14 protein-coding genes are annotated in these 16,504 nt (G+C 32.4%); 3 read left to right on the top strand and 11 right to left on the bottom strand.

The features are described 5' to 3' along the window. Nucleotides 1-19: 19 nt before the first annotated feature. The 3 genes from mnmG to PW52_RS03605 are packed head-to-tail and all read right to left on the bottom strand — an operon-like array spanning nt 20 to nt 5,794. Nucleotides 20-1,891: a tRNA uridine-5-carboxymethylaminomethyl(34) synthesis enzyme MnmG gene (gene mnmG / locus PW52_RS03615; protein WP_044631551.1), complete on the bottom strand. Its 1,872-nt coding sequence runs from the start codon at nt 1,889-1,891 to the stop codon at nt 20-22. A 56-nt stretch (nt 1,892-1,947) separates the two neighbouring features. Beyond that, nucleotides 1,948-2,370, bottom strand: coding sequence for an rRNA maturation RNase YbeY (ybeY, locus tag PW52_RS03610; RefSeq protein WP_044631550.1), 423 nt, complete (start codon nt 2,368-2,370; stop codon nt 1,948-1,950). Continuing rightward, nucleotides 2,363-5,794: a DUF4175 family protein gene (locus PW52_RS03605; RefSeq protein ID WP_044631549.1), complete on the bottom strand. Its 3,432-nt coding sequence runs from the start codon at nt 5,792-5,794 to the stop codon at nt 2,363-2,365. Before PW52_RS03605 ends, ybeY begins: the two co-directional genes overlap by 8 nt. Nucleotides 5,795-5,912: 118 nt before the next feature. Between PW52_RS03605 and gltX the strand changes: the two genes are divergently transcribed. Both gltX and PW52_RS03595 read left to right on the top strand, forming a co-directional pair. Continuing rightward, nucleotides 5,913-7,421 carry a glutamate--tRNA ligase gene (gltX, locus tag PW52_RS03600; protein ID WP_044631548.1) on the top strand — a complete coding sequence of 503 codons (1,509 nt, stop codon included), beginning with the start codon at nt 5,913-5,915 and terminating at the stop codon, nt 7,419-7,421. 53 nt (nt 7,422-7,474) lie between these two features. Beyond that, the gene (locus PW52_RS03595) at nt 7,475-8,476 is read left to right on the top strand and encodes an alpha/beta fold hydrolase (RefSeq protein WP_044631547.1); all 1,002 of its coding nucleotides are present in this window, start codon (nt 7,475-7,477) and stop codon (nt 8,474-8,476) included. Between the two features lie 26 nt (nt 8,477-8,502). On the opposite strand, the gene PW52_RS03590 is transcribed toward PW52_RS03595, so the two are convergent. Together PW52_RS03590 and PW52_RS03585 are read right to left on the bottom strand one after the other, a co-directional pair. Then, nucleotides 8,503-9,618, bottom strand: coding sequence for a glycoside hydrolase family protein (locus PW52_RS03590; protein ID WP_052823370.1), 1,116 nt, complete (start codon nt 9,616-9,618; stop codon nt 8,503-8,505). 9 nt (nt 9,619-9,627) lie between these two features. Next, nucleotides 9,628-10,371, bottom strand: coding sequence for a PorT family protein (locus PW52_RS03585; protein ID WP_240475141.1), 744 nt, complete (start codon nt 10,369-10,371; stop codon nt 9,628-9,630). 18 nt (nt 10,372-10,389) lie between these two features. Here PW52_RS03585 and PW52_RS03580 point away from each other — a divergent pair, with 18 nt between their 5' ends. After that, complete coding sequence (locus PW52_RS03580) at nt 10,390-11,325, top strand: SPFH domain-containing protein (RefSeq protein ID WP_044631545.1); 936 nt, start codon at nt 10,390-10,392, stop codon at nt 11,323-11,325. Nucleotides 11,326-11,401: 76 nt separating this feature from the next. Here PW52_RS03580 and PW52_RS03575 read toward each other — a convergent pair whose 3' ends face one another. The 6 genes from PW52_RS03575 to PW52_RS03550 all read right to left on the bottom strand — a co-directional run bounded on the left by PW52_RS03575 (nt 11,402) and on the right by PW52_RS03550 (nt 16,496). Beyond that, complete coding sequence (locus tag PW52_RS03575) at nt 11,402-11,908, bottom strand: hypothetical protein (RefSeq protein ID WP_240475140.1); 507 nt, start codon at nt 11,906-11,908, stop codon at nt 11,402-11,404. Between the two features lie 113 nt (nt 11,909-12,021). After that, nucleotides 12,022-12,228, bottom strand: coding sequence for a hypothetical protein (locus PW52_RS03570; protein ID WP_044631544.1), 207 nt, complete (start codon nt 12,226-12,228; stop codon nt 12,022-12,024). 72 nt (nt 12,229-12,300) lie between these two features. Then, nucleotides 12,301-12,621, bottom strand: a complete 321-nt coding sequence (locus tag PW52_RS03565; protein ID WP_044631543.1) for a hypothetical protein — start codon at nt 12,619-12,621, stop codon at nt 12,301-12,303. 300 nt (nt 12,622-12,921) lie between these two features. Beyond that, on the bottom strand, nt 12,922-13,554 hold the full coding sequence (locus tag PW52_RS03560; RefSeq protein WP_044631542.1) for a response regulator: 633 nt from the start codon (nt 13,552-13,554) through the stop codon (nt 12,922-12,924). Beyond that, complete coding sequence (locus tag PW52_RS03555) at nt 13,541-15,205, bottom strand: sensor histidine kinase (protein WP_044631541.1); 1,665 nt, start codon at nt 15,203-15,205, stop codon at nt 13,541-13,543. Before PW52_RS03555 ends, PW52_RS03560 begins: the two co-directional genes overlap by 14 nt. A gap of 136 nt (nt 15,206-15,341) precedes the next feature. After that, entirely contained in the window at nt 15,342-16,496 is a 1,155-nt protein-coding gene (locus tag PW52_RS03550; RefSeq protein WP_044631691.1) for a hypothetical protein, read from the bottom strand. Nucleotides 16,497-16,504: the final 8 nt, after the last annotated feature.

Here is a 16,504-nt window from a genome sequence, read left to right as displayed (position 1 = left end):
ACTTTTACTAATTTTTAAATTATCTACCCATATAAACCAATAAAACAGAAATATCGTTAGGCGAAACACCACTAATTCTTGATGCTTGAGAAACCGTTGTTGGCTGAATTTTTTTCAACTTTTCGCGAGCTTCAAAACTCATCGATTTAATTTTAGAATAATCGAAATCGGCTGGGATTTTTACATACTCTAATCGACTTAACTTATCGGCATTATTTTTTTCTTTAGCGATATAACCAGAATACTTAACTTGAATTTCAGTTTGCTCTATAACTTCACGATCTAAATGATGTTCTTGAATATATGCCTCAACACTTTTTACCTTTCTAACATCGTACATATCAATATTAGGGCGCGCAAAAATTTTAAACAATTTACCCGATTGATTAACAGGAGAAGAATTTTTAGACTCTAAAATCGGATTAATTTCTTCAGGTTTTACACTTGTGCTTTCGAAAAAAGAAACAAAATCTTTAGCAGACTCATGTTTTTGCTCCATGCGTTTTAATCGCTTTTCAGAAGCCAAACCTAACTCATAACCCTTAGGAGTTAAACGCAAATCAGCATTGTCTTGACGCAACAATGTTCTATATTCAGCCCGCGAAGTAAACATTCTATACGGCTCTTCGGTACCTTTCGTAATTAAATCATCAATTAAAACTCCAATATAAGCTTCATCCCTTTTCAACATAAAAGGATCTTTTTCTTGAACTTTTAAGCTCGCATTTATACCAGCCATCAAACCTTGAGAAGCCGCTTCTTCGTAACCCGTTGTTCCATTTATTTGACCAGCGAAATACAACCCACTAACCAATTTAGTTTCTAAAGTATGTTTTAATTGTGTAGGCGGAAAATAATCGTATTCAATTGCATAACCAGGACGGAAAAACTTAACATTTTCGAATCCAACAACAGAACGCAAAGCCTTAAACTGAACATCTTCTGGCAACGATGTAGAGAAACCATTTATATAATATTCTACGGTATTCCAACCTTCTGGTTCCACAAAAAGCTGATGACGATCTTTATCTGCAAACCGATTAATTTTATCTTCAATAGACGGACAATAACGAGGCCCTAAACTTTTAATTCTACCATTAAACATTGGCGACCTATCAAAACCCTCACGAAGCAAATCATGCACCAAAGCACTTGTATACGACATATGACAAGAACGTTGCTCTTTTAATGGTTTTGTAGTGTCTAAATATGAAAATTTCTCAGGGTTTTCGTCACCAGGTTGCTCAATCATTTTAGAAAAATCTAAACTTCTACCATCAACCCTTGGCGGAGTTCCTGTTTTCATTCTACCGGAATCGAAACCTAAATCAACCAATTGCTCAGTAATTCCAGTTGCCGCTTTTTCACCAGCTCTACCTCCACCAAAATTTTTATCTCCAATATGAATTAAGCCATTTAAAAAAGTACCGTTTGTTAACACCACAGATTTACCACGAACCTCAACACCTAAAGACGTTTTTACCCCAACTACCTTATCGCCTTCAATAAGCAAACCAGACACCATTTCCTGATAGAAATCTAAATTCTTTGTTTGCTCCAAAAGCATTCGCCAATCTTCAGCAAAACGCATTCTATCACTCTGCACTCTCGGACTCCACATTGCAGGCCCCTTAGACTTATTTAGCATTTTAAACTGGATTGCAGACGTATCTGAAACAATGCCACTATAACCTCCAAGCGCATCAATTTCACGCACAATTTGCCCTTTAGCAATACCACCCATGGCAGGATTACAAGACATTTGAGCAATGTTTTGAAGATTCATAGTAACCAATAAGGTTTTACTTCCCATGTTGGCGGCAGCCGCAGCAGCTTCGCTACCAGCATGACCTGCACCTACAACAATAACATCATAAACTTCGTTAAACATATCGTGGAAATTTGAAGTGTTCCACGTGGAACACTAATAATGAATATACTTTAAAATTAACTAAACTTCTGATTATAAAGCTCTAAATAGCTATCTTCTTTACTTCGCATTACCTTAGCATCGTCATCGGTTTTATCTTTATAACCACAATAATGCAGAATACCATGAATGATTACGCGCTGCAATTCAACATCAAAAGAAACATTAAAATCCTTTGCATTATCTGCAACTCTTTCAACAGAAATAAAGATATCTCCAGCTACTTGTTTACCTACAGAATAATCAAAACTAATAATATCGGTTAAGGTGTCATGATTAAGAAACTCAACATTTAATTTATGCAAATATTCGTCATCACAAAACACATAATTCACCTCTTCTAATTTGTGGTTTTCTAATGTAATGGTTTCTAAAATCCACTTAGAAACATCTTCTTCAGAAGACAATTTAAAATCGGTTTCGTAATTAAAACTAATCATTGGTTTGATTGAAATATTCTTGTACTTTAACTTTATAAACAGGCTGCAAAGGTAATGCTTGTTTGTTTAATATTTCAGTAGTATTAAAATATTGTTTTGCGGTAGGAATTTGATTTGAAGTTGTGTTTTTAAACTGATTAAAATTAGCTTTAGATTGCCTTTTATTGTCTTCTTCTTGCTGATGCGTCGCATTCTCCAATTTTAATAATTGATGCTTTAATTGCATCATTTTTTGAAGCGTTTGTTGCGTAAATCCTTTATTCAATAATTCCATTTCAACGTTTTCCATCTGGCGTACTAGATTCCTTGCGTTTCCTTTTAAACCTTCCTTAGCAATACGATCTTCCAGTTCATTTCTAAGCTTTTGTTGTTCTTGGTAAATTTGATAAAGCAGTCCGTTTAAATCTTCATTTGTACCTTCACCTTCACCTGGTTGCTTCTGCCCATTCTTTCCGTTTTTACCTTCTCCATTATTTTCGCCACCATCATTTTCTCCACCAGAACCCTGAGAACCTTCACCCGGTTTTTGTCCTTCTCCAGGCTTTTTTCCCTCACCATCTTTAGGTTTTCCTTCTCCTTTTTTCATACCCTCCTCCATCATTTTATTAAGCTCTTCTTGGCTCATAATAATATCTGGTAATTGCATATCGCCACTACCTCCTTTTCCTGCAGACATACTCAAACTCTCTTGCATATTATCTAAAACATCACTTAAAAAATCGGCTAAATTGTTTGTTGCAGTGATGGCGAACTGCTGGTTAGAAACACCTTGATACACTCTATTATCAGCAAAGTTTTCTAAACTCTTTTCCATGTTATAATACACTTCTGAAATTTCTTTATTAACCTGTTCGGACAACTTAGGATTACGAAGTGACAGCGCAAACAAACTATCGTCTACATGCTCGAAATGTTCCAATAAATTATGTTGCTTTTTTAAATTTGAAGCAAAGCCATTTTCGTTAGTCTCGGACGATTTAAACAAGTTCATTAAATCCTCTTGATCGAAAGAGAACAACACCAAATTATCTAAAATTTGCCGAAGCGCATCAACATCTTCCTGCAATTGTTCACCACCAGAACTTTGCATTGCTTCCTGCATACTTTGGCTCATTTGCATCATTTTTTTTGCAGCCTTCTTTTGACTTTCTTGAGCCTTTTTTAAATTTTCATCTGTACTGTTTTGTTGCTGCTTTTTATTATCTGAAGCATTCTCTTGTTCTTTCTTTTCTAATTCCTCGGATGCTGTTTTTTGATCTTGATCAACTTCCTTTTCATCTTGTTTATCTCTTGGAATATCAACCGGCTTTTTTAAAGATTTACTCTCTTCTTCTAGGTCTGAAATTTGCTTTTTATACGCTTCAAATTTCTTGTTTAAAGCCTTCTGTTTTTCAGTTGTATTTTGTTCTTTGTTTTCGTTAGAAAGCTTCTCTTGATCGATAGCAAGTTTCATTAAATCTTCTTTTAACTGATTTAATTTCTTTTCAACATAATACCTTTTTGTTAACTCTAACAACTGCTCTAAACTTCGTTTTTTATTCTTGTTTTGCTTAGCTAGTTCTTCAAGCTTTTCGGTTAATTTTTCTTTACTAATTTTATCCTGCATGCGCTCTAACTCTTTTAGCAAACGCTCGTCTTTTTTTAACCGTTCTTCATTTTCATCAAGACGTTTTTTTAAAGCTTCTTTAAACGGATCGTCTTGTTCTTCCTTTTGAAACTCATCAATATTATTTTTTAATTTATTGTTGAAATGTTTCATCATTTCATCTTGTTCTTTTTGTCGCTCTATAAACGATTCTAATTTCTTTTTATCATTAAAATTAAGATCGTTTTTTTCCTTTTGAAGACGTGTAATTTCCTCTAAACTTTTTTCTTGCAACTTAAACTTCTCAACAGACTTTTGTAAATCGTTTAAAGTTTTACCTTGCTGCTCCAAATTACGATTGTTCTCTTCTTCTTTAGTCCGTTTTCTATACGTGAAAACGCCACTTTTTATTTGCTTAAAATTATGAACCGCATCGTTATCGAAAACCTCAAAATAAATACTGTAAGCTACGCCTTCTTCAATATTTAAATTATTTGGAAATGCTGTAACAAACTCAGAAAAATTAGTACCAGAAACACCTAAATCTAAAGTTTCTTTCTTATTAAAACTATCAGATGGATAGTAAACCATTTGCGCTTTACGCAATCCGTAATCGTCGGTTAATCTACCATGAAAATAAAGTGATTCATTATCTAAACTATCTTGTTTAACTTCAATATTAATTTCAGGGTAAGCATCTTTAATAACTTGAATATTGAAGTTTAAATTTTCGTAATTTTTTAAATCAGTATTGCTTGTGCTTAAAGTATAATTGATGTTATTAAACATACGTTTTGAAGCCTGAAAAGAATTATCACTTTCCTTAGAAAAGGGAATCGTATCATTTGAAAACAGGGTCACCGAATTGGTCGCTTCGGTAATTAATTCCCACGTTACTTTAGTGCCTTCCGGAACCAAAGCATTTCCAGAACTATTTAAAATTTCATCCTTTTTATTTGTGTAATCAGGATAGTCCAAATGCATTTTAAAATTAACAATACTTGGTGTTTTTACCACATTAATTTTATAAGGTTTAGAACTCACATCGTTTGCCACTAACCCAAATTCTATATCCTTTTTTGGTTTGGTAAAAACATACTCGAATTCCCCATTACCTTTTTGCTGTAAAAAATAGGTTTCGTTGTTATACAAAATTTCCATTGTTTCAGGAACCACTTCTCCAGCAGTTCTAACCAATAATTTAAACGCTGTATTTTCAACAGCCGTTAACTTATCATTAATCACAAAAAATTCGAAAGGTGCCGGAGGTGTATAAGCAGTTTTATAATGCACTACCCTATTGTAACTCTCGTTAAACCAATTAAAGTTACCAGAGAAAAACGACAATAAAATAATAGCTATTGGAATTGCTGCATACTTTAAATACTTAACATTGTTTTTAAAATTAACAGCGAGTTTAAACGGCACTGGTTTTAATTCTACAGACTTTTGATCGATACCCGCTAAAAGTAATTCCGATTTTGATTCGTTATTTTCAAGTTGAAAAATATTAACCAATTTATCGTTAACCTCGGGAAAATGTTGTCCAATAATTTTTGAAGCATCTAAATAATTAATGCCTTTTTTAAGTTTGAATAACTTCGCCAAAGGCAAAAGAATAAATTTGAAGAGTAACCCAGCTTCAACAGCAATAAAAAGCCAAAATAAAATGGTTCGTGCATTTGTGCTTAACCACAAAACATGTTCAATAAAAAGCGTGAATAAAAAATACAATAAACCAATAGCGAAAAACAGGATAACACCTTTAAGCAATTCGTTGGTATAATACCTTTTTATAAAGGCTTCAACTTTGTTTTGTATGTCGTTAAAATTTGTCATGATTTGGGTAAAACACTATAAATTACTAAACTACAATTTTATTTTTTACACGCATCATAATTAGCTGTTAATTGTATCTTTGCAAAAAATACTGAAGTTTAAAAAATCATAATAAAACATGACAAAAAACGTTCGTGTGCGTTTTGCACCAAGCCCAACCGGTCCACTACATATTGGTGGTGTTCGTACAGCATTATTCAATTATTTGTTCGCTAAAAAACATAACGGAACTTTTGTTTTACGTATTGAAGATACCGACCAAAACCGTTACGTAGAAGGTGCCGAACAATACATTATTGATGCCTTAAACTGGTGCGGATTTCCTTTTGATGAAGGCCCAAACATAAACGAAAAATTTGGCCCATACAGACAAAGCGAACGCAAACATTTGTACAAGCAATATGCCGATGAATTAATTGCATCGGGCAATGCATACTATGCTTTTGATACTGCCGAAGCATTAGACAAACATAGAAAAGAGCACGAAGCTAACGGTAAAACTTTTATTTACAATTGGCATAACCGTTTAAAACTAAATAATTCATTATCGCTTAGCGCGGAAGAAGTGCAAAGCAAAATTGCAGCTGGCGAAGATTATGTTATACGATTTAAAAGTCCGCAAGATGAAACTCTACACTTAAAAGATATTATTCGTGGCGATATAAAAATTGATACTAATATTTTAGATGATAAAGTTTTGTTTAAAAGCGATGGTATGCCAACCTACCATTTAGCAAATATTGTTGACGACCACTTAATGGAAATCTCGCACGTAATTCGCGGTGAAGAATGGTTACCAAGTTTAGCATTACACATTTTACTTTATCGTGCTTTTAATTGGGAAGCTCCAGAATTTGCACATTTACCATTAATTTTAAAACCAACCGGAAAAGGAAAATTAAGCAAACGTGATGGCGATAAATTAGGTTTTCCTGTTTTTCCTTTAGAATGGAAATCTCCAGAAGGCGACATCTCTAGAGGTTACAAAGAAGATGGTTATTTCCCAGAAGCTGTTGTAAACTTTTTAGCATTTTTAGGATGGAATCCAGGAACCGAACAAGAACTTTTTAGTTTAGAAGAATTGGTTGAAGCTTTTAACTTAAACAAAGTAAATAAAGCTGGTGCTCGTTTCGATCCAGATAAAACAAAATGGTTTAACCACCATTACATGCAAGAGCAAGACAATTTAAAACTTGCAGAAGCGTTTAAAAACCATCAAGAAGAATTAAAAACTATTGATGTAGACTATATTGAAATGGTTGTAAGTTTAGTAAAAGAACGCGCAACATTTATAAACGATTTCTGGGGCTTATCGCACTTTTTCTTTACATCGCCTTCAAACTACGATGAAAAGGCTTTTAAAAAGGCTATAAAAGACGATACTGCCGAAATATTAACTAAAGTAAAAAGGATTATAACACATATAGACGATTTTACCGTTAATGCTTTACAAACCGATATTAAAGGCTGGATTACAGACAACAATATTGGTTTTGGAAAAATTATGATGCCTTTACGTTTAGCTTTAGTTGGCGCCTTACAAGGTCCTGATGTTTTTGAAATTATGTTTTTAATAGGCAAAAACGAAACTGTAAAACGCATTGACAACCTCATTGAAAAAATATAATATAAAACAAAAGCCTTGAAAAACATCAGGGCTTTTTTTAAATCCTCACATTTATGAAAACATTATTTTTAAACCTATGCCTAGTTATTTTAACCATTACTAACATTAATGCACAAACCAATCAATTGGAATGGTTAGATATTGAATTATCAAATTACGAATATCCGTTTACTGTTAACGTTTTAGATTTAAACATCCAAAACCAAGATTTAAAAATGGCTTATATGGATGTAAAACCAGAAAATTACAATGGTAAAAACATCGTACTTTTTCATGGTAAAAACTTTAATGGAGCATACTGGAAAACTACCATTAATAGTTTAGCATCGGAAGGTTATCGAGTAATTGTTCCAGACCAAATAGGTTTTGGTAAATCATCAAAACCAAATCATTTTCATTATACATTTCAGCAATTAGCTCAAAACACAAAAACATTATTAGATAGTTTAAATGTGAAAAAAACAGCCATTTTAGGTCATTCTATGGGTGGTATGCTTGCTACTAGATTTGCTTTAATGTATCCAGAAACTACAGAGAAATTTATTTTAGAAAATCCAATTGGTTTAGAAGATTGGAAACTAAAAGTACCTTACAAACCTGTTGAGTGGTGGTATAACAACGAGTTAAAAAAGAGTTACGAAGGCATTAAAAAATATCAGTTAGTTAATTATTACGATAACAAGTGGAAACCAGAATACGATCAATGGGTTAACTTATTAGCCGGTTGGACATTAAACTCTAGTTACGAAACTATTGCGTGGAACAATGCGCTTACCTACGATATGATTTTTACACAACCTGTAGTGTACGAATTTAAAAACATTACCGCTCCTACTCTATTAATAATTGGAACTAGAGACAGAACCGCTTTAGGAAAGCCATTAGTTACAGAAGCTGTTAGAAAAACCATGGGACTTTATGCAGAATTAGGCAAAAAAACGCAAAAAGCAATTCCAAATGCCAAATTAGTTGAAATTGAAAACGTGGGACATTTACCACATATTGAAAAGTTTGATAGTTTTATAAAGCCATTAAAAACTTTCTTAGCAGAATAATATTAAAAAGAAAATTCCTTTAAAGCTTAATGCTTTAAAGGAATTACCATATTCCAAGTATTTTCAAAACTCCAAGCTTTTGGCCCGCTACCAACAGCAGCAAATAAATGTGTTGGTTTTCCATCTTCAACTAAAACAAACGGACGCTCAAAGTGATTTTGATGCGTAGTTGTACCATCTTCCCAAAGTATATTTCGGCTATAGGCTTTTACCTTGTCGAATAAATTCCAGGTTACACCATCTTTAGACCAAATGTGAACACCGCCACCTTCTTCTCCGCAAATTAATCCGGAGCGGTCTTTTATAACGCCTTCATATTTATCGCCTGCCCACCAAATAAATGGGTCTTCAACATCAATATGGTTGTTATCTGGTGTTTCAAATCTAAATACAGGTTCTTCGCTTAAACGCTTGTATTCGCCTGTAGGGCTATCTGCCATAGCTACACCCAATAATAAAGGTGGTTTTGGTGTCGCCGAAGACTTATACATTAATAAAATTTTTCCCGTTTCAGGATCTACCGCTGGAGATGGATTAGATGTTATTGTAGCATCCCAATGGCCTTCTCTAGGTTCAATTACCGGTTTATCAACACGTTCCCATGGTCCAAAAACCGAATCGCTAATGGCCAAACCTACGCGCTTATTTAACCATGCTTGGTTCCAATTATAACCTTCTGGTTTGCGGTTTTCTTTGGTAGGCATATCGAAATCGTAAGTTGTACCAAAGTGATATAATAAATATTTGTCTTTATATTTTACTATTCTTGGGTTATGCGTACACATACCATCGAAAAACGCTTTACCTCTTGGAGGTAAAACTACTTCTTGAAATTTATAAGGACCAACAGGTGTATCGGCAACAGCACGAACAATTTCTGAGTTTGTAACCCAATTACCAAAACCAACATCTTTAGACCATCTTGAGGCAAACATATGGTATTTTCCATCTTCACCTTTTATAACAGACGATCCCCAAATCCAGTAATTATCATCACGAAAACCGCCGTTTTTTGGAGCTGGTAAAATTTTATCAATAAATGCTTCTTCTTTTTTTGGTGCATCAACACAGTTTAATAAAGGAAGAGATGCTAAGGCTGCTGTGGCTTTTAAACCTGTTTCTAAAAATGTTCTTCTTTTCATAAATAAATTTTAAAACATCACGGCGGCACCTAAAAATATTTGGCTTTGGTTCCCTTTAAAACGAGAATCGCCTCCAGAAGTTTCTAAATTTTGTTTTTCTAATTTGTTAAAAATATTTGTGAATCCATAAATATACTGTGCTTTAAGCTTAAAATTTCTAATTCCAAGCGAAGCACCAATAACACCATTAATGTTAAACTGAGAGATATTTACAATATCTTCTGCCATTAAATTATTATAGTTATTTATGTAATATCCTTCTTGTGAATCATCGACAAGTTCTAGTTTACTATTGTATTGAAACATAGGGCCGACGTCGACATTAAAATAATGAGAAAAAACCTTAATATGTATTAATAAAGGAATTTGTACAGCAAACAACTTATAATCTATAAACTCGCTTTCTGTGCTTGCACTAGTCGGTCGACCTAAAATATTAACATGATTTTCAGATAGTTGCATTCCAAAACCTATATTATACCATTTAAAAGGAATATCAACAGTTGCTGCGGTTCCTCCTAAAAATCCATTGCCTTGTTCGATTTCAAAATTACTGGTTACAATATCAAATTTTGTAATCCCTCCCATTAAACCAATACCGTTCTGGATCCGTTGATTTCCTCTTTGAGAAAAACTTTTTGTAACAAAACATGTACAAATAGCTACTAATATTATAAATTGGTTATGTTTCATGGATTGAGAGAAAATCATCCCAAATATAACATTTATTTTGTACCTTAATTTTTTAACCATGTTTAAACCTTAATTATTATGAACTTCGTATTTATTCCCATTCTTTTTATTGGAATCGTAATTTTAATCTCCTCTATTTTTACTGTAAAACAACAAACCGCTGCTATTATTGAACGTTTTGGTAAGTTTCATAGTATACGCCAATCCGGACTAAAATTTAAAATTCCTTTAGTAGATAAAATAGCTGGTAAACTAAGTTTAAAAATTCAGCAATTAGATGTTATTGTTGAAACTAAAACTTTAGATGATGTATTTGTTCGCTTAAAAGTATCTGTACAATATCGCGTGCTTAGTCAAAAAGTATACGATGCATTTTATAAACTTGATTATCCGCACGAGCAAATTACAAGTTATGTGTTTGATGTAGTTCGTGCCGAAGTACCTAAAATGAAACTTGATGATGTTTTTGTTAAAAAGGATGATATTGCTTTGGCTGTAAAAGCCGAATTAAACGATGCCATGTTAGAATACGGTTTCGATATTATCAAAACACTTGTTACAGATATCGATCCAGATGCACAAGTAAAAGCTGCAATGAACCGAATTAACGCTTCAGAACGTGAAAAAACAGCCGCTCAATATGAAGGTGATGCTCAACGTATTTTAATTGTAGAAAAAGCTAAAGCTGAAGCTGAAAGCAAGCGTTTACAAGGGCAAGGTATTGCAGACCAACGCCGTGAGATTGCTCGTGGTTTAGAAGAGTCGGTTGAAGTTTTAAATCGTGTGGGTATAAATAGCCAAGAAGCTTCTGCCTTAATTGTTGTTACGCAACATTACGACACGTTACAATCGCTAGGTGAAGAAACTAATAGTAATCTTATTTTATTACCTAATTCACCTCAAACAGGTAGTAACATGCTTAACGAAATGGTCGCTAGTTTTACAGCTAGTAACCAAATTGGTGAAGCTATGAAAAATGCCAAAAAGAAAAATAACAGCGAAAACGAAGACTAGATTTTAATATAAGCCTTATAAATTTAAAACAAGGTTGTTTGAAGCATTTCAAACAGCCTTTGTTATTTTATTGCAACTATGATTTTTTAAATTTCATAGTTGTTTTTTCTGGTACCACTTCCCTACTTTCCTTATTATTTATACTTCCAGGAAATGTTAAAGATGTACTATTAAAAGTAGTTCCAAAATTTACATTTGCGTTATAAACTTGCCTTACTGCATCTTCAACTTGTTCTTTTGTTAATTCTTTTAAAGGATGAATAAAAACAGACCACAATATACCATCTGACACCGCATATTTAACATCTAAAGCAGTATGAAAATTAGCAACTAAAGCAGCTTTTATAAGTTCGTCGTTTAAATTATTAGCATCTGTTATTGGAGAAATTATACGCATCCTATTATGGTTTTCATCTGTAACAGAAAGCATTGGTACTTGATTTACGAAAAATTCCCAACGTCCAGATTTTCCATTAATAGAATCGCTTACCGAAGTATATAATTCATGCAATGTTGCATTTGTCATACTTTGCGAAAACGATAAAAAAGGCAGTATTAAAAGAAGGAAAGCTAATTTTCTCATTTTGTAAATTGTTTTAAACTTAGTCGAAAACGATTTACATTTCTTAAAAAAAAAGAGCCTTAATTAAACTGGTAAATGTACTAGCTTAATAAGGCATCTTTTCACTCTAAATTTTAATTGTTGTATTTGCTAATTAAATTCTTTAAACTATTTCGGTAATTTTCTAATTCTTCCGTATCAAGTTCTCCTTTATTAAAGTTTCCTTTTGGTAAAGTGCTTCTACTCTCATCTAAATACTTTTGAAGCTCTGGATAATTGTCTTCAATAGTTCTTGTTAAAGTTGCTATTTCTGTAAGTATCTCGCTATTTGCAGTTTTCATAAATTATATTTTTTGTTTTCATATAACTTATAAAAAATATAACACACTTTGTCTTAAAGAGTTGCTAAAGTTTTAAGAATCTTGATCCTCTTCATTTTTATGCAACCAAGGTTTGTAATTTTTATAAGCAGGCCCTTTTAATTTAGACCGTTTTGTACCAATAGAAATTACTTTATAATCTTCTATATTCTTATTTTCCCAAACCTTTTGGTTTTTATATTCTGGCCCAGTTAAACTTTCTTTTTCAATAATGGTATAAACAACTGTAGGCTCAACATCGTGTTGCCAAGGTTTGTAATTTTTATAGGCAGGCCCTTTAAATTCGTTTCGTTTTTGTGCGTAAGCTCCAAACGAAATTATAATTGCTAATGCGGTAAATGCTATTTTTTTCATAACTAATTCTGTTTTAAATTCTTTTATAAAATTAATAACAGATTAGCCTGTTTACAGGTCTATGAAACTACCGAAATAGCATCCGTATTTATACTGATTTTTAGAATATCATAGTGGAACGTGATGTCAGGTTGAGCGCAGTCGAAACCAAATTAATTAGCTTTTTATGGATTTTAAAATCTATTAAAACAATACTCAAAAACCTTTCTACTACGCTCAAGGTGACTTATAAATATTATTCAATTCGGAAGAAATCACTAGAAGTTTAACTACATTTTCTTTTAAAAACAGAATCAACAGTTATATCAAGTTAATTTCTGTAGCCTTTTTAATAAGTTCTGCTGTGTTTTTTACCTCTAGTTTTTTAATAATATTAGCCCGATGGGTTTCAATAGTTCGGCTACTAACAAACAACCGTTTTGCTATTTCTTTGGTAGTTAATCCTTTAGAAATCAAATCTAAAACTTCCTTTTCTTTGTTTGATAATATATTTTCACTTACCGATTGTTCCGACATATAATTAATCATTTTCTCTGCAATTTGCGGTTGGAAATACTTTTTTCCGCCATTTACAATTCTAATGGTTTTTATAAGCTCATCTTGGTCGGTATTTTTTAACAAATAACTATATGCTCCGTTTTTGGCACAACTTGCAATATAATTACCTTCGTCGTGCATAGAAATAACAATTGGTTTTATGTTGTTATCACTGTTTTTCAACTTATTTAAAACCTGAAATCCATCCATATTTGGCATGGTTATATCTAGTAAAACAATAGCAATATCTTTATGTTTTTCTAATTCTTTAAACAACTCGTTTCCGTCTTCAACAAGAGCAACCACATGTACATCGTCGTACTTCTTTAAAAGCTCGTTTAAGCCGTTTCTAAAAAGTTCGTGGTCGTCTGCTATAATTAGGTTAATTGGTTTCATAATCAATGGGTAATTCAATTTCAAAAGTGGTATTTCCGGCTTTAGAATTTATGTTTACATCGCCGTTACAAATATCTACACGTTCTTTAATATTTGTTATGCCAGAACCTAAAGTTACATGGTCTAAATTAAAACCTATGCCGTCATCAAAATAAAATAGCGATATAAAATCGTCAAATTCCGATAAGCTAATTCTAATATGTTTTGCTTGGGCGTGTTTTATGGTATTATTAATAAGTTCTTGGGTGATTCTAAAAATATTAATTTGCTGGTTTTTAGTTATTTTACTATCATTTTGTTTGGTTAAATCTTCAAAAATTATTTGAGTTTTAGTGGAGTTTTTTATGCTTTCAATAAAGTTTAAAATAGCTGTTGACACTCCAAAATCATCAATACTAGAAGGCATAAGCGCATTAGACATAACACGGATTTCTGTAATAGTTTCATCTAAAATCGTTTTCATTTCAAGACGCTGCGCATCATTTTCTATTTTATTATCGATATAGAATTTTAAAGAGGTTAGCAACGGGCCTAAACCATCGTGTAACTCTCTTGCTAAACGGCGACGTTCTTTTTCTAAACCATCAACCAATTGACGTTTGGTGTTTAATCTGTTTTTGTTTTCATTATTTCGAAATTCAACCAATTTATCACGCATTTTTACCAAGCTTTTACCTAAAACATCATTCGTACTTTTTGGTGTGTATTGCGCATTTAAATTCATTTTTCCGATGTTTTCCGAAAAACTAACAGCACCTTGCAACGATTTTTTTAATTGCCCAAGCGCGTTAAACATTTCGGCAATTTCGGTAGAGTTTTTATTAAATTGATGACTCTCGGAATAATCGCCATTTGCCATAATTTTTAAACTCTTTTTCATATTCTCGACCGGATTGGTAATAATTCTGGTTAAAAACAACGACAGAACAATAGCCAAAACCGTTATTAAAACAATTAACCCAAATAGCCGCAATCGTAAATCTTTTAATGGCGCATTAACCTCATTTTCGTCAATCTCTGAAACTATGGCGAGTTTTAAATTTTTAATTTTTATTACATCGTAAACGCCATAAACTTTAATACCGCGATAATCTGGATAAATTCCCCTACCCGATTGTCCAGAAAATGCTTGAGTAACTCCAACTGTTTTTGCTAAAATCGTGGCAGGTGTTTTTTGAGTTAAAAACCGCGATTGCGAACGCAAATAAAAATCTTGACCTACCAAATACGATTCTCCTGATTCACCCATTCCAGTACGCTCTAAAAGAATATTTTTAATTTTATTATAATCGATTATTTTAATTTTAGTTTGATTACTATCGCGTAAAACTAAAGCAATTGATGTTTTTTTATTAAGATGAAACTCGGTTAAATCGTAAACTCCAGATGATGAAAATAACTGTTCTGGATTTATAATTTTTAAGCTGTCGCTGAAGGATGCCGTTTGTGGATTATTTCGAAATGCTTCCCATTCTGAAGTAATTAAACGCTCAATTTGAATTTGTTTTAAAGTTTTAATCGAGTTAAGCTGAAGCAGAATTCTATCGTCTAAAACCTTAGAAAACTGATTGTAAAACGTTACCGAAAGCAATACAATAACTAAAAACACAAGACTGTTTATAATAATTAATATTAACGATCGCAAGCTCATGGTTTAGTTGTTGGTTGTAATTGTAAATATCGTGATTTTTTGATTCTTGATTAAAATCTATTATCGTTTTTAAGTTATTCTCGATACAATTTCTCGTCCCTCGAAATCACTCGAATTGACGTTAAAAACTAAAAAATTATGTTTTAAACGGATGTCGTTCTTCCCAATCTTGCTTAGGATTCATAAGTTTGAAAATTTGCTTTAACAATCCGTTAATTAAAACATTTGTATGCTTCATATAAACGAACATATTTTTTGCTTCTGCGCCCACCGAACTTTTTATAGCCATAGCTGTTCGCGCGTAAACTATAGTTTTAAACTTATTTTCAATGCCAAACTTTAGCATATCGTAAAGCATATTTAAATACAACTGGTTTTTGTATTGATGCGTTTGGTGATAGCCTAAAAAATAGGTTTCTAAATTATCCTTATTTAAAATTAAGGTGTAAAAACCAACCAACTCTTCATTTAAAAAATAACCGAATACTTTAAAATTGTCTTGAAGATTTTCTTTTAAACTATAAAAATGATTTTCGGGTAAAATAAAGGTATTAAACTTTGCATTGTTTGAAACATTTAAGTAAAACTCATGCATTATATTTTGGAGCTTTTCCATTTCAACAAGCGATAATTCCTTTATTTGAATGCCATTTAGTTTCTTTTTAGCCCGTTTATATCGGTCGCGGTACTTCTTTGTTAAACTTGCTGTATAATCATCAAATTTAAGCCAATTTGCAGTCACCGAAAGCAACATATTGGGCTGCACTTTTACTTTATATAGTTTTTGCTGATTAAACAGAACTGTTTCTTTGTGAATAGCATTGGTTTCAAAAAAATCTTTGAGCATTATAACTCTAATTTTCTTGTTTTGGGTGCGTTTAACTAGTGTTTTTATTTCATCAATGGCTTTAAAAATACCTTGCAAAAATTCAGGATACGATATTAAAGCTTCATTAAAAGAAAATGCATGTTGCCCTGTGTGCATTAAATTACCAACAACTAAAATATTTCCTTTTAAAACTTTAGCAACGGTGTCTTGCAAAAATGTTCTGATACATTTTTCTCTTTCATCCCTAAAAATATCTTTTAAATACAAGGCCACACGCTGAATAACAGCAACACCAACTAAATTTTCATTTTTAAAAACACCTACAAAAAACCAGCTAATATTGCCTGGTGATGATTGCTTTATAGCTTTAAAATAGAGCGTTTGTAAAAATACATCGTGACTAACAAAACCATCCCAGTTTTCTGGAAGCTCGTTTACCGATGTATAAATTTTAAATTGCATAGCTTGAA

The sequence above is a fragment of the Neotamlana sedimentorum genome (genome assembly GCF_000943565.1).
GTDB lineage: Bacteria > Bacteroidota > Bacteroidia > Flavobacteriales > Flavobacteriaceae > Neotamlana > Neotamlana sedimentorum.
Note: the sequence above shows the minus strand (reverse complement) of the source record. Positions and strands in the feature narration are given on the sequence as shown.